Origin of the sequence: Plantibacter sp. PA-3-X8 (assembly GCF_003856975.1) — a bacterium.
GTDB classification, from domain to species: domain Bacteria; phylum Actinomycetota; class Actinomycetes; order Actinomycetales; family Microbacteriaceae; genus Plantibacter; species Plantibacter auratus.
The window spans coordinates 3724852-3747332 of record NZ_CP033107.1; the positions used below are offsets into that span (position 1 = coordinate 3724852).

The 22481-nt window shown below is 71.2% G+C and carries 24 protein-coding genes; 12 read left to right on the forward strand and 12 right to left on the reverse strand.

The genetic code is table 11. The features are described from left to right. Positions 1–384: 384 nt before the first annotated feature. The gene (locus EAO79_RS17420; RefSeq protein ID WP_124769758.1) at positions 385–1563 is read right to left on the reverse strand and encodes a Gfo/Idh/MocA family protein; all 1179 of its coding nucleotides are present in this window, start codon (positions 1561–1563) and stop codon (positions 385–387) included. Continuing rightward, positions 1560–2402 (reverse strand): class I fructose-bisphosphate aldolase, encoded by an 843-nt coding sequence (locus tag EAO79_RS17425; protein ID WP_085512298.1) that lies wholly within the window; start codon positions 2400–2402, stop codon positions 1560–1562. Before EAO79_RS17425 ends, EAO79_RS17420 begins: the two co-directional genes overlap by 4 nt. Before the next feature lie 125 nt (positions 2403–2527). Between EAO79_RS17425 and EAO79_RS17430 the strand changes: the two genes are divergently transcribed. Further along, on the forward strand, positions 2528–3604 hold the full coding sequence (locus EAO79_RS17430; protein WP_124769759.1) for a carbohydrate kinase family protein: 1077 nt from the start codon (positions 2528–2530) through the stop codon (positions 3602–3604). 25 nt (positions 3605–3629) lie between these two features. Continuing rightward, positions 3630–4652 (forward strand): LacI family DNA-binding transcriptional regulator, encoded by a 1023-nt coding sequence (locus EAO79_RS17435; RefSeq protein ID WP_124769760.1) that lies wholly within the window; start codon positions 3630–3632, stop codon positions 4650–4652. A 346-nt stretch (positions 4653–4998) separates the two neighbouring features. On the opposite strand, the gene EAO79_RS17440 is transcribed toward EAO79_RS17435, so the two are convergent. From EAO79_RS17440 to EAO79_RS17450, 3 genes are all read right to left on the reverse strand, one after another. After that, entirely contained in the window at positions 4999–6771 is a 1773-nt protein-coding gene (locus tag EAO79_RS17440) for a glycoside hydrolase family 3 protein (RefSeq protein WP_124769761.1), read from the reverse strand. A 136-nt stretch (positions 6772–6907) separates the two neighbouring features. Further along, positions 6908–7861 (reverse strand): alpha/beta hydrolase fold domain-containing protein, encoded by a 954-nt coding sequence (locus EAO79_RS17445; RefSeq protein WP_124769762.1) that lies wholly within the window; start codon positions 7859–7861, stop codon positions 6908–6910. Between the two features lie 49 nt (positions 7862–7910). Next, on the reverse strand, positions 7911–8276 hold the full coding sequence (locus EAO79_RS17450; RefSeq protein WP_124769763.1) for a MerR family transcriptional regulator: 366 nt from the start codon (positions 8274–8276) through the stop codon (positions 7911–7913). Between the two features lie 121 nt (positions 8277–8397). Between EAO79_RS17450 and EAO79_RS17455 the strand changes: the two genes are divergently transcribed. From EAO79_RS17455 to EAO79_RS17475, 5 genes are read left to right on the forward strand one after another with little or no spacing between them, the layout of a single operon-like run. Then, entirely contained in the window at positions 8398–9594 is a 1197-nt protein-coding gene (locus tag EAO79_RS17455; protein ID WP_124769764.1) for an MFS transporter, read from the forward strand. Positions 9595–9644: 50 nt separating this feature from the next. Then, positions 9645–10496, forward strand: coding sequence for a siderophore-interacting protein (locus EAO79_RS17460; protein ID WP_124769765.1), 852 nt, complete (start codon positions 9645–9647; stop codon positions 10494–10496). A gap of 56 nt (positions 10497–10552) precedes the next feature. Then, positions 10553–11488, forward strand: a complete 936-nt coding sequence (locus tag EAO79_RS17465) for an iron-siderophore ABC transporter substrate-binding protein (protein ID WP_124769766.1) — start codon at positions 10553–10555, stop codon at positions 11486–11488. Next, complete coding sequence (locus tag EAO79_RS17470) at positions 11485–12540, forward strand: iron ABC transporter permease (RefSeq protein ID WP_241160919.1); 1056 nt, start codon at positions 11485–11487, stop codon at positions 12538–12540. Before EAO79_RS17465 ends, EAO79_RS17470 begins: the two co-directional genes overlap by 4 nt. After that, positions 12537–13565, forward strand: coding sequence for an iron chelate uptake ABC transporter family permease subunit (locus tag EAO79_RS17475; RefSeq protein ID WP_124769767.1), 1029 nt, complete (start codon positions 12537–12539; stop codon positions 13563–13565). The genes EAO79_RS17470 and EAO79_RS17475 overlap by 4 nt, the downstream gene beginning before the upstream one ends. 18 nt (positions 13566–13583) lie before the next feature. Here the strand turns inward: EAO79_RS17475 and EAO79_RS17480 are convergent, their stop codons facing one another. From EAO79_RS17480 to EAO79_RS17495, 4 genes are all read right to left on the reverse strand, one after another. After that, positions 13584–13823: a helix-turn-helix transcriptional regulator gene (locus tag EAO79_RS17480; protein ID WP_079706965.1), complete on the reverse strand. Its 240-nt coding sequence runs from the start codon at positions 13821–13823 to the stop codon at positions 13584–13586. Then, positions 13823–14473 carry a DUF2975 domain-containing protein gene (locus EAO79_RS17485; RefSeq protein ID WP_124769768.1) on the reverse strand — a complete coding sequence of 217 codons (651 nt, stop codon included), beginning with the start codon at positions 14471–14473 and terminating at the stop codon, positions 13823–13825. Before EAO79_RS17485 ends, EAO79_RS17480 begins: the two co-directional genes overlap by 1 nt. A 100-nt stretch (positions 14474–14573) precedes the next feature. Beyond that, on the reverse strand, positions 14574–14906 hold the full coding sequence (locus tag EAO79_RS17490; protein ID WP_124769769.1) for a biopolymer transporter Tol: 333 nt from the start codon (positions 14904–14906) through the stop codon (positions 14574–14576). Between the two features lie 81 nt (positions 14907–14987). After that, positions 14988–15296, reverse strand: coding sequence for a hypothetical protein (locus EAO79_RS17495; RefSeq protein ID WP_079706962.1), 309 nt, complete (start codon positions 15294–15296; stop codon positions 14988–14990). Positions 15297–15579: 283 nt separating this feature from the next. On the opposite strand from EAO79_RS17495, the gene EAO79_RS17500 reads away from it, so the two are divergent. After that, positions 15580–16065, forward strand: coding sequence for a pyridoxamine 5'-phosphate oxidase family protein (locus tag EAO79_RS17500; RefSeq protein ID WP_064294726.1), 486 nt, complete (start codon positions 15580–15582; stop codon positions 16063–16065). Positions 16066–16086: 21 nt separating this feature from the next. Here EAO79_RS17500 and EAO79_RS17505 read toward each other — a convergent pair whose 3' ends face one another. Further along, entirely contained in the window at positions 16087–17499 is a 1413-nt protein-coding gene (locus EAO79_RS17505) for a PLP-dependent aminotransferase family protein (RefSeq protein ID WP_124769770.1), read from the reverse strand. On the opposite strand from EAO79_RS17505, the gene EAO79_RS17510 reads away from it, so the two are divergent. Both EAO79_RS17510 and EAO79_RS17515 read left to right on the forward strand, forming a co-directional pair. Then, positions 17498–18412 (forward strand): DMT family transporter, encoded by a 915-nt coding sequence (locus EAO79_RS17510; RefSeq protein ID WP_124770220.1) that lies wholly within the window; start codon positions 17498–17500, stop codon positions 18410–18412. The two genes, EAO79_RS17505 and EAO79_RS17510, sit on opposite strands and share 2 nt — an antisense overlap. 7 nt (positions 18413–18419) lie before the next feature. Next, positions 18420–19037, forward strand: coding sequence for an FMN-binding negative transcriptional regulator (locus EAO79_RS17515; RefSeq protein ID WP_124769771.1), 618 nt, complete (start codon positions 18420–18422; stop codon positions 19035–19037). Here EAO79_RS17515 and EAO79_RS17520 read toward each other — a convergent pair. After that, positions 18955–19980: a DMT family transporter gene (locus EAO79_RS17520; protein ID WP_124769772.1), complete on the reverse strand. Its 1026-nt coding sequence runs from the start codon at positions 19978–19980 to the stop codon at positions 18955–18957. The genes EAO79_RS17515 and EAO79_RS17520 overlap by 83 nt on opposite strands. Before the next feature lie 32 nt (positions 19981–20012). On the opposite strand from EAO79_RS17520, the gene EAO79_RS17525 reads away from it, so the two are divergent. Continuing rightward, on the forward strand, positions 20013–20600 hold the full coding sequence (locus EAO79_RS17525) for a TetR/AcrR family transcriptional regulator (RefSeq protein ID WP_124769773.1): 588 nt from the start codon (positions 20013–20015) through the stop codon (positions 20598–20600). Positions 20601–20654: 54 nt separating this feature from the next. Beyond that, complete coding sequence (locus tag EAO79_RS17530) at positions 20655–21446, forward strand: SDR family oxidoreductase (protein ID WP_124769774.1); 792 nt, start codon at positions 20655–20657, stop codon at positions 21444–21446. Here the strand turns inward: EAO79_RS17530 and mmuM are convergent. After that, on the reverse strand, positions 21443–22342 hold the full coding sequence (mmuM, locus tag EAO79_RS17535; protein WP_206428250.1) for a homocysteine S-methyltransferase: 900 nt from the start codon (positions 22340–22342) through the stop codon (positions 21443–21445). The two genes, EAO79_RS17530 and mmuM, sit on opposite strands and share 4 nt — an antisense overlap. Positions 22343–22481: the final 139 nt, after the last annotated feature.

Consider the following 22481-nt stretch of genomic DNA (forward strand, 5'->3'; position numbering starts at 1 on the left):
GGACCGAACGTTCAGCAACGATCGACTCCGACCCCGGTCCCTGAGCCTGTCGAAGGGCACACGGACAGACCCCACCCTTCGACAAGCTCAGGGACCGAACGGTTGGGCTGGCAGGGACCGGCTGAGTGAGCGGACAGGGACCGAACGTTCAGCAACGATCGACTCCGACCCCGGTCCCTGAGCCTGTCGAAGGGCACACGGACAGACCCCACCCTTCGACAAGCTCAGGGACCGAACGGTTGGGCTGGCAAGGACCGATTCGTTGCGCTGTCAGGGACCGAACAACAAGCGAGCGGACAGGGAGCGCCCTTCGACAAGCTCAGGGGCCGGCCAGCGCGCTCCCGGCTGGGAGACGGTCGGGTGGCCTCCCAGCCGATGCGCACGTCACAGCGCGATCGCGCGACCCTCCTCGTGGGAGCGGATCGCCGCTCGGTAGATGTCGTGCGTGAGCGCCGCCTCCTCGGGGCGCGCCGCCCCGAACCGGTCGCCGAGCGAGCCGTGCCGCTCGGCGAGGAACACGGCCCACATCTGGAGGATCGTGTCGGAGAACCCGGACTCGAAGTTCGGCCCGGTCACCGTCGGCCAGACCGACTGGCTGCCCGCGTCGAGCTGCTGCCACACCTGCTCCCGGCCGCCACCCGGGATGTCCCGCACCGCGAACACCTCGACGAGCTTCGGGTTCTTCGTGCTGAACCGGACCCCGCCGTCGAGACCGATCGCCTCGAACTCCCACGTGTTCTTCTGCCCGGGATCGATGCGCTTCGTCTCGGTCGTGAGCGGGAAACGGACACCGTCGTGGGTCGCCCAGCTGTGCAGCACGGCATTGTCCCAGGTGTCGCACGGCACGAGCGAACCGTCGGGGCCGGGACGCTCGGTGACGATGTTCTGCAGTACCCCGTACACGCTCTCGGGTGCCCAGCCGAGCCGCAGCGGCACGTGCCAGGTGTGCATCCCGAGGTCGTTCATCACGCCGGCCTCACCGCAGAACTGCGTCTGGCGCTTCCAGTTGATCTGCTTGCCCCGATCGATGTCGCTCGAGTGCAGGAAGCTGTTGCGCGCCTCGACGATCGTGCCGAGCGCTCCGGACCGCACGTAGTCGATCGCCAGCTGCGCACCCGGGAAGAACGGCATCTCACTCGAACACCGGACGAAGCTCTCCGGGTGCTCGGCCATCGCCGCGAGGACGGACTGCGCGGCCGCCGCGTCGATCCCGAACGGCTTCTCCGCCAGGAGACCCTTCCCAGCGCGGATGACGTCGGTGTAGATCTGCTCGTGGAGGTCGTGACGCACGGCCACGTAGACGACGTCGACCGACGGGTCGGCGAGCAGCTCGTGGTAGTCCGTGGTCTTCGTGACGACGGTGTCGATCTCGTCGAACCAGTCGAGCGCCGCCGGATTGATGTCGCAGACGGCCGTCAGTCGCGGTCGCACCGGGTGGTCGATGAGTGCCGGCCAGCGCTGGATGGCCGCGGCGATCTCGCGCCCCATGAGTCCGCCGCCGATGATCGCGACGTTGACGCGCTCCGCCGTCGCCCGGTCGGCCGTCACCTGGTCGGCGCTCATGCGCGAGCCGCCTCGAGGATCGCGAGGCCGGCATCGGCGTCGGCGCCGTCGTGCAGCACCGCCATGAGTGCCGCGGTGATGGCGGCCGGGTGCTCGTGCTGGATGATGTTGCGGCCGTAGACGATGCCGCTGACCCCGGCGTCGAGGACGGCGACCGTGCGCTCCAGCAGGGTCCGGTCGTCGACGCGACCGCCACCACGGACGAGGACGGGGATGTCGCCGGCGACCTGCACGACACGCGCGTACTCGGTGATGTCGCTACTCGGATCGGCCTTGATGAGGTCGGCGCCGAGTTCGACCGCCTGGCGCACGAGGGTGACGATCTTCTCGATGTCGCCGTCGACCTGGTACCCGCCGGCCGTCGTGTTGTCCTGCATGACGAGCGGTTCGATCATGAGCGGCATCCCGTACCGGGTCGCTTCGCGGCGCAGGGCCATGATCGAGCGGATGTTCGCCTCGCGGACCTCGGGGTGGTCGGGGATCTGCATGAGGTTGACGCACACGGCGACGGCGTCGAGCCGGACGGCCTCCTCGATCGCGTGCGGCACGTGGTGGCTGTAGAGGATCGAGTCGAGCGGGTTGCCGTAGACGTTCGCGACGTCCGTCCGCAGGACGAGCGCCGGCTTGTCCTTGCCGGGGACCTGCTGCAGGAGACGGGCCTGGCCGAGGGTCAGCTGGACGGCGTCCGGGCCCGCGGCGACGAGGGTGCGGACGACCTCGCCCATGTCCTCGATGCCGGTGATGAACGAACGCTCGCCGAAGAACCCGTGGTCGACGGCGACGTCGAGCGCGCGACCTGATCGGGCGTTGAAGAGACGATTGAGGCGGTACAGCGACATTGCGGCGGCTCCTGATCGTGACGGGGAGGGTTTCCGAATCGTCCCTCGGTGTGTCACAGTAGTGGCCTGAGACAACGTTGTCTAGCTTGCGCCGGGTCAGCCCCGGGGCGAAGAACGGAGGGTCCATGGGCGAGATCGTCGTCGCCGGCCACATCTGCGTCGACCTGTCGCCAGGGCTGAGCGCGAACGCACGCATCGATCCGGGCGCCCTCATCGACACCGGCCCGCTCCGCATCTCCCTCGGTGGCTGCGTCGCGAACACCGGCCTGGCCCTCGCCGATCTCGGGAGCACGGTCCGCCTGCACGCGACCGTCGGCGACGACGAGCTCGGAGCGATCGTCGCGTCGCGCATCGCCGCGCACGACCGACTGCACCCGGCGCTCGAGGTCACCGACCGGGCCGCGACCTCCTACAGCGTGGTCGTCGAGCCCGCCGGCCTCGACCGGACCTTCTGGCACCACACGGGCGCCAACGAGGTGTTCACCGGCGAGCACCTGGCCGTCGGCGACGCGGACCTCGTCCACCTCGGCTATCCCCCGCTGCTCCCCGGGATCGTCGCCGACGACGCGACGCCGCTCGCGAGGCTGCTCGAACGGATCCACCGACACGGTGCGACCACCTCGATGGACCTCGCCGTCGTCGACCCCACGAGCGCCGTCGGCCATCTGGACTGGGAGGCGATCCTCCGGCGCACCCTGCCGCTGACCGACGTCGTGAGTCCCAGCGTCGACGACCTGTGTTCGGCGCTCGGCACGCTCCGCCTCCCGGCCGGGACCAGTGCATCACCGCTGGCCCAAGCCGCGGCGTTCGCGGACCTCCTGCTCGCCTGGGGTGCCGGCGTCGTGGCGATCTCGGCCGGCGAGGACGGGCTACTCCTCCGGGCCGCCGGTGTCGACCGCCTGCGCCTGGGCGGACGGATGCTCGCACCGCTCGCCGAGGCCTGGGCAGACGTCGACCTCGTCGCGCCGCCCGTCCCCGCACCCGCGTTCGTGTCGACCAACGGCGCCGGGGACGCGTCGACCGCCGGCCTGCTGTTCGCGATGTCACGCGGTGCCGCACCGGCTGACGCGGCGGAGCTCGCGGGCGCGAGTGCCGCTGCGACGATCGCCGGGCGCCGGCCGACGGCGTCCGAGATCACCCGACTGCGACCCGGACTCAGAGGCCTCTTCGCGGTCGCGGGGGCGGACGAGCCGATCGCGTGATCTCGCATACGCCAGGATGGTGAGCATGCGCAGCTCCCGACCCCCGACCATGAACGACGTCGCCGCGGCGGCCGGGGTGGGGCTGAAGACGGTGTCGCGGTACGTGAACGGCGCGACGAACATCAACCAGGAACTGTCGGAACGGATCGGCGCGGCGATCGAGGCCCTCGGCTACCGGCACAACCTGGCGGCCGCGAGCATCCGGCCCGGGCGGTCCAGCAAGGTCATCGGGCTGATCATCAGCGACCTGGCGAACCCCTATTACTCCGTGTTGGCACGCTCGGTGGAGCGCGTGTGCACGGAACACGGCTACCTGCTGATGTCCGCGAGCTCCGAGGAGGACGCCGACCGGCACCGACTCCTCGTCGACCGGCTCGTCGCGCAGCGCGTGGACGGCCTCGTCGTCGTGCCACCACGGCAGGCGACCACGGCCTGGGCGACAAGCACGGTCGTGCACGTCCCGATGGTGCTCGTCGACCGCCCGACCGGGCCGCTCGAGTCGGTCGAGGTGCACACGGTGCTCGCCGACAACGCGGGCGGGGCGACCCGCGCGACCGCGGCCATGCTCGCCGCGGGCGCACGACGGGTCGCGTTCCTCGGCGACTCACTCGAGCTGTACACGATGCGCGAGCGACTCGCCGGCTACCACCGGGCGCTGGCTGAGGCCGATCTCGGCGGCGCGACGGGGACGAGGCCGATCGAGCCGATCGCCTCCGACGGCGCACACTCCGTCGAGGACGCTGCGGCGGTCGTGGCGGGGTTCCTGGCGTCGGGCGAGGTCGACGCCATGTTCGCCGCGAACAACCGGGCCGCGATCGGGGCCATGCAGGCGTTCGCGACGGCGGGCCGACGGCTGCCGCTCGTCGGGTTCGACGACTTCGAGGCGGCACCGCTCGTGACGCCGGCGGTGTCGGTGGTGGCGCAGGACGTGGCGCTCATGGGCCGGGTCGCGGCGGAGACCCTCCTCGCACTCATCGCCGGCGAGGCGGGACCGCCCGTGACCCACACGCTGGACGTGCGTCTGGAGCTGCGCGGCTCCGAGCGCTGACGCCCTTCGACAAGCTCCGGGACCGGAAGAAGTGCACCCGGACCGCCCTTCGACAAGCTCAGGGACCGGAAGAGGTGCTCCGGGACCGGCGGGGCATTCACGGACCGAGGGAAGCGACCCCCGAGTACGAAGAAACCGCACACGGAGAACCGCTCCCTGAGCCTGTCGAAGGGCACACGAGAAGACGCCGCCCTTCGACGAGTGCAGGGACCGGGGACGGGTGCTCAGGGACCGGAAGAAGTGTTCCCGGACGCCCTTCGACAAGCACAGGGACCGGAAGGGGTGCTCAGGGACCGGAGGGGGTGCTCAGGGACCGGAGGGGGCGCTCAGGGACCGGAAGAGGCGCTCAGGGACCAGCGGGGTACGTGAGGCCGTGGCCGAAACGGAAGAGCGGGTCCTCGGTGTCGTAGGGGACGTCGGACCGACTCGCCTCGACGGCCGCCATCGAGCGCGGCAGGTCGAACGGCAGCCGGCCCTCCGGCAGCGCCCGACCGAACACGACGTCGAGGAACGCCGCGTCACTGCCGCCGAAGCTCGCGACGAGCGCCGCGACCGCGTCCACCACCCCGGTGAGGATCGCCGGTCGGTTGAGATGCATGTCGAGTACGGTCGGCACCGTCAGCGCGAGCACGCGCAACCGCTCGACCTCGTCGGCCGGGATGTCGAGGGAGCCTGCGTGGAACATGGCCTCGAAGCCGCCGGGCCGCGGTTCGTACGGCGTCTGCATGCGCACGAGGGCGACGTCCGCCGAAGCCGGATCCGCGACGACCTCGCCGTACACGCCCGCGATCTCGGGATCGACGCCCTCGAGGTACAACCGCGGACGCGGCGAGCGCACCGGCAGCGTCTCCTCCACGTTCGTCAGGACGGTGAACGCGCGGCGCTGTGCGGCCTCGCCGGCGGCGACGAAGTCCGCGCGGCCGACGATCCCACTCGCGGCGCCCGCGTCCACGTACGGCTGCTCGAAGAGCCCGAGCACGAACTTCTCGCGCAGGAGTCGGCGCACCGAGGCGTCGATGCGGTCCTCGGTGATGCGCCCCTGCTCGACGAGTTCGACGACGAGCTCGGGTCGGGCCTCGCCACCGAACTGGTCGCAACCGGCCTGCAGGATGCGCTCGACCCGGGACAGCTCGTCGAGGTGCTCCAGGCCCCATGCCCGTGCGGGCATGTCCTGACCCATGATCGACGTGTCGGTGACGAGTCCCCAGTCGGTGCAGACGATACCTGCGAAGCCGAGCTCCTCGCGGAGGAGCCCGGTGATGATCCCGTGGTTGAAGGCGAAGGCGACCTCCTCGTGCTCGGTCCCGACGGGCATGCCGTAGTACGGCATCATCTGCGCGGCTCCGGCGGCGATCGCGGCGCGGAACGGGATGAGGTGGTAGTCGAAGTTGTCGCCGGGGTACACCTGTTCGCGCCCGTAGGCGAAGTGCGGGTCCTCCCCGTCGAGCTGGGGCCCACCACCCGGGAAGTGCTTCGTCATCGTGGAGACCGACTGCGGCCCGAGTTCGGCACCCTGGAACCCTCGGATGTAGCCGGCGACGAGTTCGGCACTGAGCTCGGCGTCCTCACCGAACGTGCCACCGATGCGCGACCAGCGCGGTTCAGTCGCGAGGTCGACCTGCGGGTGGAGCGCCAGCCGGATCCCGACGGCGAGGTACTCCTGCCGCGCGGTGTCGGCGAACGCCTCGACGAGGTCGACCGATCCGATCGCCGCGAGGCCGAGCGTCTCGGGCCACTGCGAGAAGGCGCCCGCGCGGGCCGCCGTCCCCACGTTGTCGGTGAAGTGGTTGCGCGGGTCGGTCGACAGCGTGACCGGGATGCCGAGTCGCGTGCGCGACGCGCGCTCCTGCAGGGCGTTGGTCCACTCGGCGAGCGCCGTCGTGTCGGGCGCGGTGCCGAGGACGTTGAAGTGGGACATGAGCTGCTCGCCGATCATGTGCTCGCCACTCGCGAGTCCCATGTGCGGGTTCGCCTCGTCGATGGGCCCCGGGGCGATCATCGTCTGGAAGAGCATGCCGGCCTTCTCGGCGACGGTCATCCGTCCGAGGAGGTCCTCCACCCGGTCCTCCACCGGCAGGCTCGCGTCGCGGTAGGGCAGCGCCGGTTCATGCTCGCTCATGGGTGGTCCGTTTCTCGTCAGTGAGTGGGGCGGCGTCGGGATCACCCGGGCTCGGGCGAGCCGGAAGCGAAAACCGAACTCCGTTCGGGAACGGAGCGTGACTCCAGTATGCCCGCTGACGAGGATCACGCAAGACTCAGTCGGCGTGATTCCCCATGGCGCGCAGCCCGTCGGCCAGCCAGTCCAGCGACGGGGAGACGCCTGGCGCGACCGGATGGCGATTGAGGTGGCCATGGAGGACGCCTGGCTCGAGCCGACTGCGGACGGGAGCACCGGCGGCCTCCGACGCCGCGATGAGCAGCTCCCCCGACGGCCGGAGGTCGTCGAACTCCGAGAGCAGGACCGACAGCGGCGGGCGGTCCGGGGTCACGGGGACGATTCCCGGCAGCGCGAGCTCGGGCACGTCCTCCAGCCGACCGACGTAGTTCCCGACCATCCAGTCGATCGACTCGGTCGGGAACCGCATGAAGTCCGGGAGGACCGCCATCTCGGCCAGGACGTCCGCGGGCAGGGCTGGCACGACGGCGTGCAGGAACGGGTAGGCCAGCAGCACGGCGTCCGCACGTCGATCGCTGCGGAGTGACGCGGCGAGCGCGAGGGCCGCTCCGGCGCTGGCCCCACCGATGGCCGTCCGCGCACCGGGAACGGCCGACCGCTCGTCGTCGAGCTGCTCCCAGACCGCGAGCACGTCGTCGAGCGGCACCGGGTATCGCGTCGTGCCGTCCGCCAGTCGATAGTCGACGGAGACGACCTCGGCACCCGCTCGCGCCGCCAGTTCGGCGCTCACGACGTGCGCCTCCGGCCAGTCGAGCGTCCCCGCCGCGAAGCCGCCGCCGTGCACCCAGAGGAGGGCGACACCACTGGGGTCGGCCGGGACGTAGCGTCGGATCGGGACCGTGCCGTGCGGACCGTCGACGACCTCGTCGGTGATCACCACTTCGCTCGGTGGACTCCACGGCCCGTCGTCACCGTATGCGACGAGTCGTTCCTGGAACTCCTCGTCGAGGGTCCCACCGGCGGCAGCGCGATCGGCGTTCGAGAACCCGTCGAAGAGGCTCAGGCGGTCGCGGTAGTACGGATCGAGTGACATGCGCCGAGCCTACCCAGCAGACTCGGTCGACTCAGCCGACTCAGCCGACTCAGACCACGATGCCGCCGACGCGGTGGAGGTAGACGTCGATGGCGTCCCGGCTCTCCTGGATGCAGCCGAGCTTCGCGTCCAGTCGCTCGCGATGCTCGAGCAACCGCTCCAGCACCTCCGCCGAGGGCGTCACCTGGTAGATCGTGTCGTCGTCCTCGAAGCAGGGCAGGACCTGGAGGATGAGCGCGGTCGGCATGCCGACGCCGATCAGCTCGCGGATGCGCTGCACCTTCGCGACGAGGTGGTCCCCGTACTCGCGGTACCCGTTCGGGCAGCGGGTCGGGCGCAGCAACCCCTGTTCCTCGTAGTACCGGAGCAGCCGCGGCGTGCTCCCGGTGGCCGCCGCCAGTTCGCCGATGCGCATGCAAGACCCCTTCGACCGAGTTGTGTCCTCTTGGAGCAGCCGTCGGTGCCGGGCGGATATTCCCGGGGCATCCTCGTCGGCTTGACCCTGCCACCAGTGGCAGGCCGGGAGACTCACCGACATGACCACCGACAGCGTGCGCACGGCACGATCCACGACCCCTCCTGCCACCGGAACCCGCTCTCCCCTCCCGACCGCGCTGCTCCTCGCCGCCGTCGGATTCGTGACGCTCCTCACCGAGGTGCTCCCGGCCGGGGTCCTCCCGGCGATGGCCGCCGACCTGGGCGTCTCGGAGTCGATCGCGGGCCAGAGCGTCGCCGTCTTCGCACTCGGTTGCATCGTCGCCGCGATCCCGCTCAGCCGTGCCCTCGCGAAGCTCGACCGCCGGACGGTCGTACTGCTCGCCCTGATCGTCTCGGCGCTCGCGAACGCCGGCACGGCCGTCGCGCCCGAGCTGCTCACGCATCTCGCGACCCGGTTCGTCGCGGGGCTCGTGGCCGGCGTCGTCTGGGCGATGCTCCCGGGGTACACGCGCGGGTTCTCCACCCCGGAGCGGTTCGGCTCCACACTCGGCGTCGTGCTGTCCGGTGCCACACTCGGCTTCGCGCTCGGCGTCCCGGCCGGCGCGGTCCTCGGTGAGGAGTTCGGTTGGCGCACGGTGTTCGGGATCGTCGCTGCCACCACCGCGCTCCTCGGCGTGCTCGCGGTCGTCGTCGCTCCTCGCGTGGCAGGCAGCGCCCCCGGGCGTTCGACGCGCATGGGTGCGGCGCTCCGCATCCCCGCGGTCGTGACGATCCTCGTCGCCCTCGCCGTCTGCATCATCGGCCAGAACATCGCGTACACCTACCTCGCACCGGTCCTGTCCTCCCGCGGGACGCCCGTGCCGCTCGGGGTGCTCCTCGCGACCTTCGGTGTGGCGTCGGTCGTCGGCACGCTCGGTGCCGGACGGCTGGCGAACCTGCGCCTCGGGATGACCATCCTCACGGCCGCCTTCCTCGGGACCGTCGGCCTCGCCGTCGTGGCCTGGGATCCGCCGGTCGTCGTCCTCCTCACCGCCGCGGCAGGCTGGGGGCTCGCCTTCGGCGCCTACTCCGTGCTCTTCCAGGTGGCGATCGCCCGGGTCGCCGGGAACGCTGCTGACGCGGCACAGTCGGCGCTCGTCACGGTCTGGAACTGCTCGATCGCCACCGGCGGGGCGGTCGGCGGGATCATCCTCGGCACCTGGGGCCCGGCCCTGCTCCTCCCGGCAGCCGCCGTGCTGACCGTCGTCGCCATCCCCCTCTGCACCGTGATCGCACGCGCCGTCCGCCGCGGGTGAACGACGGAGGACCCGGCACGCCAGCGCCTGGTCCTCCTAGACTCGATGCGATGCCCGTCCCGTTCCTGCATTCGCCGAACATCCTGTTCGACACCGTCGTGGACCGCACGGAACGACTGTCGCCCGGCTTCCTCCGCCTCACCCTCGCCGGCGCCTCGCTCGCCGACTTCGCCCCGTACGAGCGGGACCAGCGGATCAAGATCCTGCTGCCGGGAGACGACGGCGCCTACCCGGAAGGACTCCACGACGGCCTGCCGGAGCACGCGTGGCGGCGCACCTGGCGCGCACTCCCATCGGCGGACCGTCCGGTGATGCGCAGCTACACGGCCCATCGCGTCAGGCCGGCGCAGCAGGAGGTCGACCTCGACGTGTTCATCCACGAGCCGGCCGGCCCGGCCAGTCGATGGGCGCTCGGCGCGCGGGTGGGCGACCGGCTGCTCGTCTCGGGTCCGGACGTCCGTCGCGGAGACCCGACACACGGCGTCCAGTGGGCGCCCGGCACTGCGACGACCGTGCTCATCGCCGCCGACGAGACGGCCTTCCCCGCCGTCCACGGGATCCTGCGCTCTCTCGACGACCACGTCCGCGCCCACGTCCTCCTCGAGCTCGGCGACCCCGCCGACACCGCCCTGCTCGGGCCGCTGCTCGAGCGTCACACGGTCGAGGTCCATGAACGGGCCGGGCAGGCGGGCGGTGACGCGCTCGTCGCCGGCGTCGAACAGTGGCTCCGGACACACGGGTCGTCGGCGGCGACACTGGGCACCGGCTTCGCCGCCTGGCTGGTGACCGAGAGCACCCGGATCCCCCTCCTGCGCGCTGCGACGACCGACCACGGGATCGACCCGGAGCGCGTCCACGGGCAGGGCTACTGGAACGCCCGCCCCAGAGCCACACCCGAATGAAGGTTATGCTTGCCTTACTCGGTCGCATGCGTCGCGACCCGTTCGAAAGGTGATCCGTGCCCCTCCCCCTCGCCCATCGTCGACGTCTCGTCGCCGTCGCCGCCCTCTCCATCGCCGCCCTCGGCCTCTCCGCCTGCAGCAGCTCGAGCGCCTCGACCCCCTCGGACACCGCGACGAGCGCGACCCACGTCATGGAGCACGCCCACGGCGAGACCAGCATCCCCGACGCACCCAAGCGGGTCGTCGTCCTCGAACCGGTGCAGCTCGACACGACCGTCGCGCTCGGCATCACCCCGGTGGGCGCGGCGGTGCTGAACGAGACCGCCGGCGTCCCCGCCTACCTCGGCGAGCAGGCCGCCGACATCCCCACCGTCGGGACCGTGGCGGAGCCGAACGTGCAGCTGATCGCCGCCGCGAAGCCCGACCTCATCATCGGCACCGAGTCGCGGCACTCCGCCCTGTACGACCAACTGTCCGAGATCGCGCCGACCGTGTTCATGGCGACGCAGACCGACCCCTGGCGCGACAACGTGCAGTTCGTCGCCGAGGCACTCGGTGACCCGGACGGCGCGGACGAGCTCCTCGACGCCTACGACGCACGCTGCGCGGAGATCGCAGACGAGCATGACACGGCCGGCAAGACGGCACAGCTGATCCGCCCCCGCGACGGCGTCCTGACGCTCTACGGCCCGACCTCCTTCGCCGGCAGCACCCTCGAGTGCGCCGGGTTCACGACGCCCGAACACGCCTGGGAGGACATCTCCCTCGACCTCTCCCCCGAGCGCGTGCTCGAGGCGAAGGCCGACCAGGTCTTCGTGACGAGCGTCGATCCCGACGACACCTCGACGCTGCCCGCCTCCCTCACCGCGAACACGGACGCCTTCCCCGAGCTGCACCTCGTCGACCAGTCGTTCTGGATCACCGGCGTCGGCCCCCTCGGCGGTATGGCCGTCCTCGACGACCTCGACCGGCTGCTCTCCGACGGTTCGTGACGAAGCCGACCGCGATCCTGAACGCCCGCGACACCTCGGTGGGACGGCGGGCGCCGCGGCGACACCGCCTGCTCATCCCACTACTCGCGGGCGTCGCGGCGCTCGCGGTCGCCGTCCTCCTGTCGCTGTTCGTCGGCGCGAACCCGATCGCTCCGGATGACGTCCGTGCGGCGCTCCTCGGCACGGGCTCGGACGAGGCGAACTTCGTCGTGTGGGATCAGCGGGTGCCGCGCACGGTCGCGGCGCTGGCCGTCGGTGCGGCCCTCGGCGTCGCTGGCGCGCTCATGCAGGCGTTCACCCGGAATCCGCTCGCCGACCCCGGCATCCTCGGCGTCAACGCCGGGGCAGGCTTCGCGGTCGCCGTCGGCCTGGCGTTCCTCGGTGTCCGAGCGCCGGGCGACATCGCCTGGCTCGCCTGCGGTGGGGCGCTCGTCGTCACCCTCGTCGTGTACGCGATCGGTTCCGGCGGGCGTGAGCAGTCCTCCACCGCCCGCCTCACCGTCACGGGTGTCGCGTTCGGCGCCGTACTCGCCGGGCTGACGACGGGGATCGCCATCACCCACCCCGACGCGTTCGACCGGATGCGCGGCTGGAACGCCGGCAGCCTGCTCGAACGCGACCTCGGTGTCGTCGTGCCGGTCCTCCCCTTCCTCGCCGTGGGGCTCCTCCTGGCCGCGGCGAGCGCACGGAGCCTGAACGCGATCGCCCTCGGCCCGGACGTCGCCAGAGCACAGGGCGTCAGCGTCACGCGCAGCCGCATCCTGGTGCTCGCCGCGGTGACCCTGCTCGCCGGTGGCGCCACCGCGATCGCCGGGCCGATCGCCTTCGTCGGCCTCGTCGTGCCCCACCTCGTGCGCTGGTCGGTCGGCAGTGATCAGCGCCGCATCCTCGGGGGTTCGGTCCTCGTCGGCTGCGTCCTCGTGCTGTGCTCCGACGTCGTCGGACGGATCGCGGTGCTCCCAGGTGAGATGCCCGTCGGGCTCGTGACCGCGTTCGTCGGGGCGCCCGTCCTCATCGCGCTCGCCCGACGCAGAACGGCCTCGGGACTGTGAGCACGACACGGGAACGGGAGACCGCACGTCCGATCAACGGACGCCGACCGGCACGACGGACCCTCCTCGTCTGCGCCGCCGCACTCCTGGCGATCGTCGTCGCGGGGATCGCCGGTCTCGCGCTCGGCGACTACCCGCTGACCACCGACGAGGTGATCGGCGTCCTCACCGGACGCGTCGACGGCCTGGCGCGCACCGTCGTCCTGGACTGGCGACTGCCCCGCGTGCTCGCGGCGATCGGCTTCGGCGCAGCGCTCGGTGTCTCGGGAGCGATCTTCCAGACGCTCACCCGGAATCCGCTCGCGAGCCCCGACATCATCGGCCTCGCGAACGGTTCGTTCACCGGGATGCTCGTCGCGCTCCTCCTCCTCGGCGGCAGCTGGCCGGCGTTGATGGCCGGGTCGCTGCTCGGCGGTCTGGCTGCCGCGGTCGCGATCTTCATCCTGGCCCTCCGCCAGGGCTTGTCGGGCTTCCGCTTCATCGTCGTGGGCATCGGCGTCTCGGCCATGCTCGCCGCGTTCAACAGTTGGCTGTTGCTCCGGGCCGACCTCGACGTCGCGCTCTTCGCGGCGGCCTGGGGCGCTGGGACGCTCAACACCGCGACCGCGACCGTCGTCTGGCCGGCACTCGCGTGCCTCGTGGTGCTCTTCGCGGTCCTGCCGTTCGCCGCCCGCGCGCTCCGCCAGCTCGAACTCGGTGACGACGTGGCTGCCGCGACCGGGGTGCGCCTCACCCGTGAACGCGCCATCCTCATCGGCCTCGCGGTCGCGCTGGTGAGCGCGGTGACCGCGGTCGCCGGCCCGATCGCGTTCATCGCCCTGGCCGCTCCGCAGATCGCCCGCCGGCTGACCCGCTCGCCGGGCATCCCGCTGGTCGCGACGGGGCTCGTCGGCGGCGTCCTGCTCCTCGCATCCGACCTCGTGGCCCAGCATCTGATCCCGCTGACGGTGCCGGTCGGCGTCGTCACGGTGGTCGTCGGCGGGCTGTACCTCACGCAGTTGCTGCTCCGGGAACGCCGGCGCTGACGGTCGGTACCGGACCACTCAGCGGGCGTCGTCGAGCTCCAGCAGTTCGCCGACCGTGCAGTCGAGCACCCGGCAGATCGCCGTCAGCGTCGAGAACCGGATCGCCTTCGCTCGGTCGTTCTTCAGCACGGACAGGTTCACCACGCTCACCCCGACGAGCTCGCTGAGCCGGGCGAGGGTGAGACCACGGTCGGCGAGCAACCGGTCGAGGTTGCAGTGCACGCCGGTCGCGACGTCCTCCTCGGGCGCCGGCACCATCAGACGAGTCCCTCGGTGTCGGCGCGCAGGCGCTCACCGGCGCGGAAGGCGATCGCGAGGCCGCCGACCGCCATGGCGACGAAGAACGGGATCCAGGTGAGCGGGTAGGGGGTTCCTTCGACGGCGCCGTCGGTCGCGGCCGCGAGCGCGCCGTTGGACGCCATCGTGCCGAACCAGGTGTCCGCGATCCACCCGCAGAGGATGGCGATGGAGGCGATCGAGAGCAGCCGTGCGTTCCCGGGCGCGAAGGCATCGCCACGCAGCAGGCGGCGGAAGAAGCGGAACGCGCAGACGATGACCACGAGGTTCGCGATCGCCGGCAGGATCGCGGCGAGCAGCACGCACACGAAGGTCACCACCGGGAGGTCGGCCACGACGACCGAACCCTGGTCGATCGTGAAGGCGCCGGCCGCTGCCGCACCCGGCAGGACTGCATCGACGGCGTCGAAGAACACGGGCACCCGGGTCCCGTCGGTGCCGAAGACGTCGAGCAGCCGGAGGACGAGCGTGACGACGACAGCCCCTGCCGCGACGACGGCGGCACCGAGCACGGACACGAGGTCGTTGCGGTTGGAGCGCTCGGTCTTCGCAGCCTGCCAGGCCGCGTGGTCGAAGGCGGACGGCGTCGGGCGATCGGTGGACTCGGGCATGATCATCACATCCATATCGATTGTCGTTGGTATCGATAAACGATATGCCGAGACCGATCAGAACGCAAGAGGGGGCGGAGAGCACGTCCACCCGACCGGATCACCCGGGCGGCGACTCGTCGAGCGCCTCGAGCTGACGCAGCGCCGCCTCGGCGCGCTCGAGTCGATCAGCCGCCGGCTCCTCCCACCACTTCGGGCCGCGTTCACCGAGCCCGTGCTTGGCGAGGCCGACGCGACGGCGGGCAGCAGCGACAGCGTCGTCGTCACCCGCCCGCTTCGCGACGCCGACGCCCGAGCGCCCGCGGCCGAGATGGGACTGCAGGGACGCGACGAGCTCCGACGGCAGACTCGGATCCGTCCGGCGCCAGCGCCTGCCGTTCACGACGAACCAGTGCTCGTCCTCCGCCGGCCCGTCGTCCGATCGCGGCGTCACGGGTGCCTCCCGGAGACGACGCAGGGCCCGGCCCACCGCGAATGCGGACGAGACCGGACCCTGGAGGTCATGACGACGCGATCAGCCGTTCTTGACGGCGTCGAGCACGCCCGCCCAGCCGAAGGCGGAGATGGCGTCGGCGAAGGTCGAGTCGCCTCGTCCCTCGCCGATCTGCTTGCCCGAGGCGTCGCGGACGACGACCGTGTGGTCCTTCTCGGCCTCGGTGCCGTTGCCCTCCTCGATGAAGTCGATGTGGATCTCGCTGTCGCCGAGGGTGCCGGTGACCGTGGTCGTGGCGTCCTTCTCGGTGGTCTTCGTCGTGAGGAACGGACCGCCGCCAAGTGCCGCGAGCGCCTCGTTGATCTGGTTCGTGAGCGATGAGGTGTTCATGTGTCTCTCCCTACGGTGGTGAAGCGTCCAGGGTAGTGAGCGGACCCGGGAACGGCGGGAGCATGGCGCTCGCGCACGAGATGTGCGATGGGGCGACTGGAGACGCCGACTGGAGTCGGCGATCGGACACGACGACCGGAGTCGCCGCAGGAGCAGAAGATCCGTCTCACGTCAACGGTCGGCACCATCCAAGTGCGGTCGGAGCCGCGAGTCGTAGGCTGCGAGCCACGCAGACCGGCACCCCGACATCGACGGGCCGGTCGACGAGACGAAGGAGACCCCCATGGCCGGAGACACCGACCCCTACACGACCCTCAACAAGCTGCTCGCGGACTTCCGCTTCGCGATGCTCACCACGGTGGACCTCGACGGCAAGCTCGTCGCCCACCCGCTCACCGTCCAGGAGCGCGAGTTCGACGGCGACCTGTGGTTCATCGTCGGCAAGGACGCCTCCGCCGTCCAGCAGCTCGACGTCAACCCGAACGCCGGCGTCACGCTGAGCTCGGACAGCTCATGGGTGTCGCTCGCCGGCACCGCCGAGCTCGTCGAGGACCACGCCAAGCTGGAAGAGCTCTGGAACAGCGTCGTCGAGGCCTGGTTCCCGGACGGCCCCTCCGACCCGCGCGTCGGTCTGCTGAAGTTCTCGGCCGACAGCGCCGAGTACTGGGACAGCCCCGGCGGCAAGATCGCGACCGCCGTCGCGTTCGTGAAGTCGAAGGTCACCGGCGAGACCTACGACGGCGGCGACAACGCGAAGCTCGACCTGTAACGAACGGTCGCCTGGACACCGTCAGGCGCGTTCGTCCGCCAGGACACCGCCGAGGATGCGGGCCGCCTCATCGAAGCGACCCGCGTCCTCGCCGGAGTAGTTGACCCGGAGGTAGGACCCCGCGGGCTCCGCCGGGAACCACTCGGTGCCGTCGGAGACGATGAGCCCACGGCTCTCGCAGGTGCGGACCACGCGCGGCACATCGGTGCCTTCCGGGAGCCGCAGCCACAGGTTCAGTCCACCGAGCGGCAGCCGCTCGAGGTGCGCCGTCGGGGCGTGCTCTCGCAGGCTCGCGACGAGCAGGTCCCGCCGGGCCCGGAGGAGCGGTCGCAGACCACGGAGGTGCGACCGCCACCCGGGCTGGGTGACCACGTCGAGGGCCGCGGCCTGCAGGACCCCACTGATGTACATCGACTCGGCGGCCAGGTCGGCCAGGATCCGGTCGTGGGCGGGCCCCCGCGCGATGACGGCGGCGACCCGCAGCGCCGGCGAGACGCTCTTGGTCAGCGACCGCAGGTAGATGACGTGTCCGTCGTCGTCGAGCGCGGCGAGCGGCCGGGCATCGACGTCGATCGCGAGGTCGTGCGCCCAGTCGTCCTCGATGAGGAACGCGCCGTGCCGCCGGACGGTCTCGAGGATCGCGACCCCCGTCTCCGGCGACCAGCGGCCGCCGGTCGGATTCGCGAAGGTCGGCTGTGCGTAGAACGCCCGCGCACCGGTGTCCTGGAACGCGCGCTCCACGACGTCCGGGTCCGGTCCGTCCGGGCCGGTCGGCACGGGGACCAGCGTCACACCCGCCTGCTCGGCCGCGAGGATCGCACCCCAGTAGCTCGGCGACTCGATGAGCATCGGCTGCCCCGGGCCGACGAGTGCCCGGAAGATCGAGCTGAGTCCGCTCTGGCTGCCGGAGATCACGATGACGTCCCGCGCGGTCGGCGGCGTGACCCCGGGCGGTGCGGCTTCCGCGAGGTCGGCTGCGAACCACGCCTGGAGTTCCGGCGACCCGGCCGCCGGTGATCGGGTCATCGCCACGTCGGTGCGGGCGGCACGCGCGAGCGCGGCGCGGACCAGCCGTTCAGGCAACAGTTCTCGGGCGGGGTATCCGGAGTGCATCGCGATCGCGGCGGGTGCGACCGACCGTTGCGCCGAGGAGAGCGCGCCAGAGCGCCACGGCAGCGCGCCGAGCGCAGCGGTCTGCCAGCCGTAGTCCACCGACCGCGCCGGACGAGCCGCACGCACGAAGGTGCCGACGCCCGGCCGACTCTCGATGAGCCCTCGGCCGGCGAGCTGGCGCATCGCGTTCTGGACGGTGACGGGGCTCGCTGCGAACTCGGCGGTCAACGCCCGATTGGAGGGCACGCGTGCACCCGGAGGTGCCGCTGCGATCCAAGCGGTCATGGCGGCGACGATCCGCCCGGTGCTATCGTTGTCCATGAGTCCACAGAGTAGCGTTATCGTGACGCCGGCGCGAGTGTTATCCCGCAGCGGGCTCGGCTGGGGCTTCCTCGGCGTCCTGGCGTTCTCCTTCACGGTCCCCGTCACGAAGGTCGCACTCGTCGGACTCTCGCCACTCTTCATCGGTTCCGGGCGCGCGGTCATCGCAGCCCTGCTCGCCGCGATCACCCTCGCAACTCTGCGAGCCCGACGACCGACCGGCGTGCAGTGGGCTCGCGTCGCGATCGTCGCCGGCGGCGTCGTCGTCGGATTCCCGCTCCTGACCTCCTTCGCGCTGACCACCGCTCCCGCCGGTCACAGCGCCGTGGTGATCGGCCTCCTCCCGGCGGCGACGGCGGTCGCCGCCGTCCTGCGGGGCGGCGAGCGCCCGACGCGTCGCTTCTGGATCTTCGCGGGGTCTGGCGCGGTCGCGGCGATGCTGTTCGCCTCGGTGCAGCACGGCGGCCTCGCGCCGCTGGCCTGGTCGGACCTCCTCCTCCTCGGCGCCGTCGTCGCGGCCGCCGTCGGCTACGCGGAGGGCGGACTGCTCGCCCGGGAGCTGGGCTCCTGGCAGACGATCTCCTGGGCGCTCGTCGTGGCAGCACCGCTCATGGTCGCCCTCACAGCGCTGTCGGTCGTCCAGCAGCCACCGACCGCAGCCATCGGCAGCTGGCTGGCGTTCGGCTACCTCGGCGTCGTGAGCATGTTCCTCGGCTTCTTCGCCTGGTATCGCGGACTCGCGATCGGCCCGATCGCCCGGGTCAGCCAGATCCAACTCCTCCAGCCGGTGCTGAGCATCGTCTGGGCGGCCCTCATCCTCCGCGAGCGACTCGACTGGGCCACCGTGCTCGGCGGGCTCGCGGTCATCCTGTGCGCCGGCCTCGCCGTCCGCACCCGTGTCGACCGGAAGTGACCCCACCATGCGCCACACCCCCACGTACCTGATGACCGACGTCGACGAGGTCAAGCGCCTCATCCGCAACCACCCGTGGGCGACGTTCGTCTCGCCCGCGAGCACCGGTCTCGTCGCCTCCCACTATCCGGCGATCCTCGAGGAGGACCGGGACGAGCTGTCGATCGTCAGCCACTTCGGCCGACCGGACGAGCACTCGCACGAGCTCGGCGAGCACGAGATCCTCGTCATCATCCAGGGACCGCACGACTACGTCTCGCCGAGCTGGTACCCGGAGGGCCAGCTGATCCCGACGTGGAACCACGTCACCGCGCACCTGTACGGCACGCCGGAGGTCCTCAGCGAGGACGAGAACTACGAGATGCTCTCGCGACTCACCGACCACTTCGAGGACCACCAACCGGACGGCCGCCACCTGTCCCAGGACGAGGCCGGCACCCGGCGCGCAGCGAAGGGGACGGTCGGCCTCCGGATGCGCGTGACCCGCTTCGACGCCCGTGCGAAGCTCAGTCAGAACAAGACGCCCGAGGTGGTCGACGACATCACCGCGCACCTTGCGGAGCGGAATCCGGCACTGGCCGAGGAGATGCGCCGTCAGCAGGATCGGCAGCCGGAGGGGCACTGACCCGACGGGCACTGACCCGACGGGCATCGACGCGACCGCGGGCGTCGCTCACGAGCACGAGGGCGACGCCCGCCGCACTGAGCAGGAACCCGCCGGCCGTCAGGAGCGTGAACGGCTCCCGGAACAGGAGCGCACCCGCAACGGCGGTCGTCGGCGCGACCAGGAACAGGAGCGCGTTGAGGACCGTGACCCCGATGCGACGCAGCAGCCACCAGTAGAGCCCGTAGGCCGACAGCGTCGGGACGAGCGCGAGGAAGAGCGTCGTGAGCCAGAAGGTCGCGTCGCCCGGCGGCACCGCCTCACCGGTCGCGAGGGCGAGCACGGCGAGGAGCACCATGGTCGCCGTCGCGTGGACGGTGAGCGTGAGGAGGACCGGGGCTCGGTGCGGCGAGCGCCGTTCCAGGATCGTCGCGGTGATGAGGCTGACCATGGCCAGTGCGGGCAGGGCGTAGGCGATCGGCGGTGCGTCCGAGGCGCCGAACTGGGACTGCACGATGAGGAACACCCCGACTGCGCCGATCCCGAGCCCCAACCATTGAGCGCCCGGGACCCGCACGTGCAGCAGCGGTCCGGCGAGCGCCGCGATGACGAGCGGCTGGACGGCGTCGATGAGCGCGGTCGTCCCGGTCGAGATGCCCACGGCGACCGAGGCGTAGACGAACACGACGTAGCCGAACTGCGCGAACAGGCCGATGACGAGCTGCGACCGCACCTGTGCCCGGGTGGCGTTCCGCCACTGCCCGCTGAGCAGTAGCACGATCGCGAGCCCCACGGCGAGCGGTACGAACCGCCAGAGGAGCACGGTGAGCACCGGCACGTCCTCGGTTCCGATCTTCGCGACGATGAACCCGGAGCTCCACGCGAGGACGAACCCGATCGCCGCGAGGGGGACGATGACCGCGCGGATCGCGTGGATCACAGGTATACCGATCTGTTTACTCATCCCCGCAGTATACAGACTGGTATAGTCTTCGCATGACGGTCGACACTCCAGAGCTCGCACCCCTCACGCCGGGCGCCCGACGCGTGCTCGACGCCGCCTCCGTGCTCTTCTACGAGAACGGCATCCACGCGGTCGGCGTCGACACCATCGCGGAGGCGGCCGGGGTCACGAAGAAGACGCTCTACGACCGCTTCGGCAGCAAGGAGGCCCTCGTGCTCTCCTACCTGCAGCATCGCGACGCGCGCTGGCGCGTCTGGGTCGACGAGTTCCTCGCCCGGCACCCGGAACCCGGGATCGACCGGGTCCTCGCGATCTTCGACGCGGCGATCGACTGGTCGGACGACAACAGCCCCAAGGGCTGCAGCGCCGTCAACGCACGCGCGGAGATCCCCGACCACGCGACGAGCGGCCTCGTCCTCCCCGAGGTCACCCGACAGAAGCAGTGGCTGCTCGACCGCTTCGCCGAGCTCATCACCGAAGCCGGCCTGTCGGACCCCGGAGCGCGCGCCCGCGAACTCATGCTGCTGTACGAGGGCGCCATCGTGACGGTCGGGATGCGCACCTTCCGCGAACCGTTCGAGACCGCCCGCGCGATCGCCCGTCGGCTCCTGGCCGCCTGACCGGAGCCGGACCCGGCCTGTCGGCGACCACCCGACATCGCGTAGGGTCTCGGGATGGACTTCACCGACGACGCCACCGCCGCCGACCGCATCGCCATCATCACCGGGGTAGGGCGCCGCCGCTCGATCGGGGCGGGACTCGCCACCGGTCTCGCCGCGGACGGCTGGAACCTCGTCCTCAACGCCTGGCGGCCCTACGACGAGCGCCTCGGCTACGAGCGGACCCCCGACGACCCCGAGTCGATCGCCGACGAGTGCCGTGCGCTCGGTGTCACCGTCGAGCTCGTGTTCGGTGACCTCGCCGACCCGGCGTTCCCGGCCGAACTCGTCGGGCGGGCTGCGCAGTTGGGTCCCGTGTCGGGGCTCGTCATGTCGCACTGCGAGTCGGTGGACAGCTCGATCCTCACGACGGACCTCGACAGCTGGGACCGCCACTTCGCCGTGAACGCGCGGGCGACGTGGCTCCTCATCAAGGCCTTCGCCGAACAGCTCCCCGTGCAGGAGGCACCGCCCCGAGTGGCCGGTCGCATCATCGCCCTCACGAGCGATCACACCGTGCACAACCTCCCCTACGGCGCCAGCAAGGGCGCGCTCGACCGCATCGTCACCGCAGCGGCAGTGGAACTGGGCGACCGCGGGGTGCGGGCGAACGTCATCAACCCGGGTCCGATCGACACGGGTTGGATGACCGACGACATCCGCCGCTGGGGAGCCGAGGCGACGCCCGCCGGCCGGCTCGGAACGCCGTCCGACACCGCCGACCTCGTCCGCTTCCTGTTCTCGCCGGCGGGCTCCTGGATCAACGGCCAGGTCCTCTCGAGCAACGGCGGGTTCAACGTCGGCTAGGGGCGTCGCTCCCGGCCGACCCGCGCACGGATGTCGGCGATGTCGGCCGGCATGATCCGGCAGCAGCCGCCGATGATCGTCGCCCCGGCCTCCAGCCAGGCCTCCACCTCGCCGACCCCGGCGGCTCCGCGCCAACAGCGGGCGTCGGCGTCCCAGCGCTCGCCCGAGTTCGGATAGACCACCACCGCCTTGTCCGTCACGGACCGCGCAGCGGCGATGGCCGGGAGGACCTCGTCCGGGTGCGAGCAGTTGACACCGACGGCCTGGAACTCGTCGATCCCCTCGACCAGTCGGAAGCCCTCCGCCATCGGTTCACCCGAGCGCAGACGACCGCCCTCCACCGTGAACGACAACCATGCAGGCACTCCCGAACCCCGCACCAGTTCGGCGAGCGCCGTCGCCTCGTCGAGCGTCGGGATGGTCTCGAGGGCGAGGAGGTCGGGGCCGGCGTTGGCCAGCACCGCCAGACGCCGCTCGTGCCACTGCCGCAGCTCGGTCCGACTGAGGCCGGAGGCCCCCTGGTACTCCGAGCCGTCGCCGAGCGTCGCGCCATATGGACCGACCGACGCGGCGACGAGGAGCAGGCCGTCGGGGTCCGATTCCGACCGCGTGTCGCGCGCCGCACGCGCCAGTTCGACGCTGCACCGCAGGAGCCGTTCGGTCTCTTGAACCGAGATGCCGATCCGCTCGAACGCCTCGAAGCCGACCTGGTATGACGAGGTGATGGCGATCTGCGCACCGGCGGCGAAGAACTCCCGATGAGCGTCCAGAATGGCCCGTGGCTCCTCAAGCAGCAGACGAGCGCTCCACAGCGCGTCGGAGAGGTCGTGCCCTCGTGCCTCGAGCAGCGTTCCGAGACCGCCGTCGAGGGTCCAGACACCGCTCCGAACATCCATGCCGTCCATTGTGCCCGCTCCACCGCGGGGAGGGGCGCCACTGGACACCTGGTATTGTCTATACCCGTCCAGAGCCGAGAGGACGCGTTCTCCCCGAGAACGACCCGCCACCCGACGTGCAGCTCCCCCGAGCTCCGTG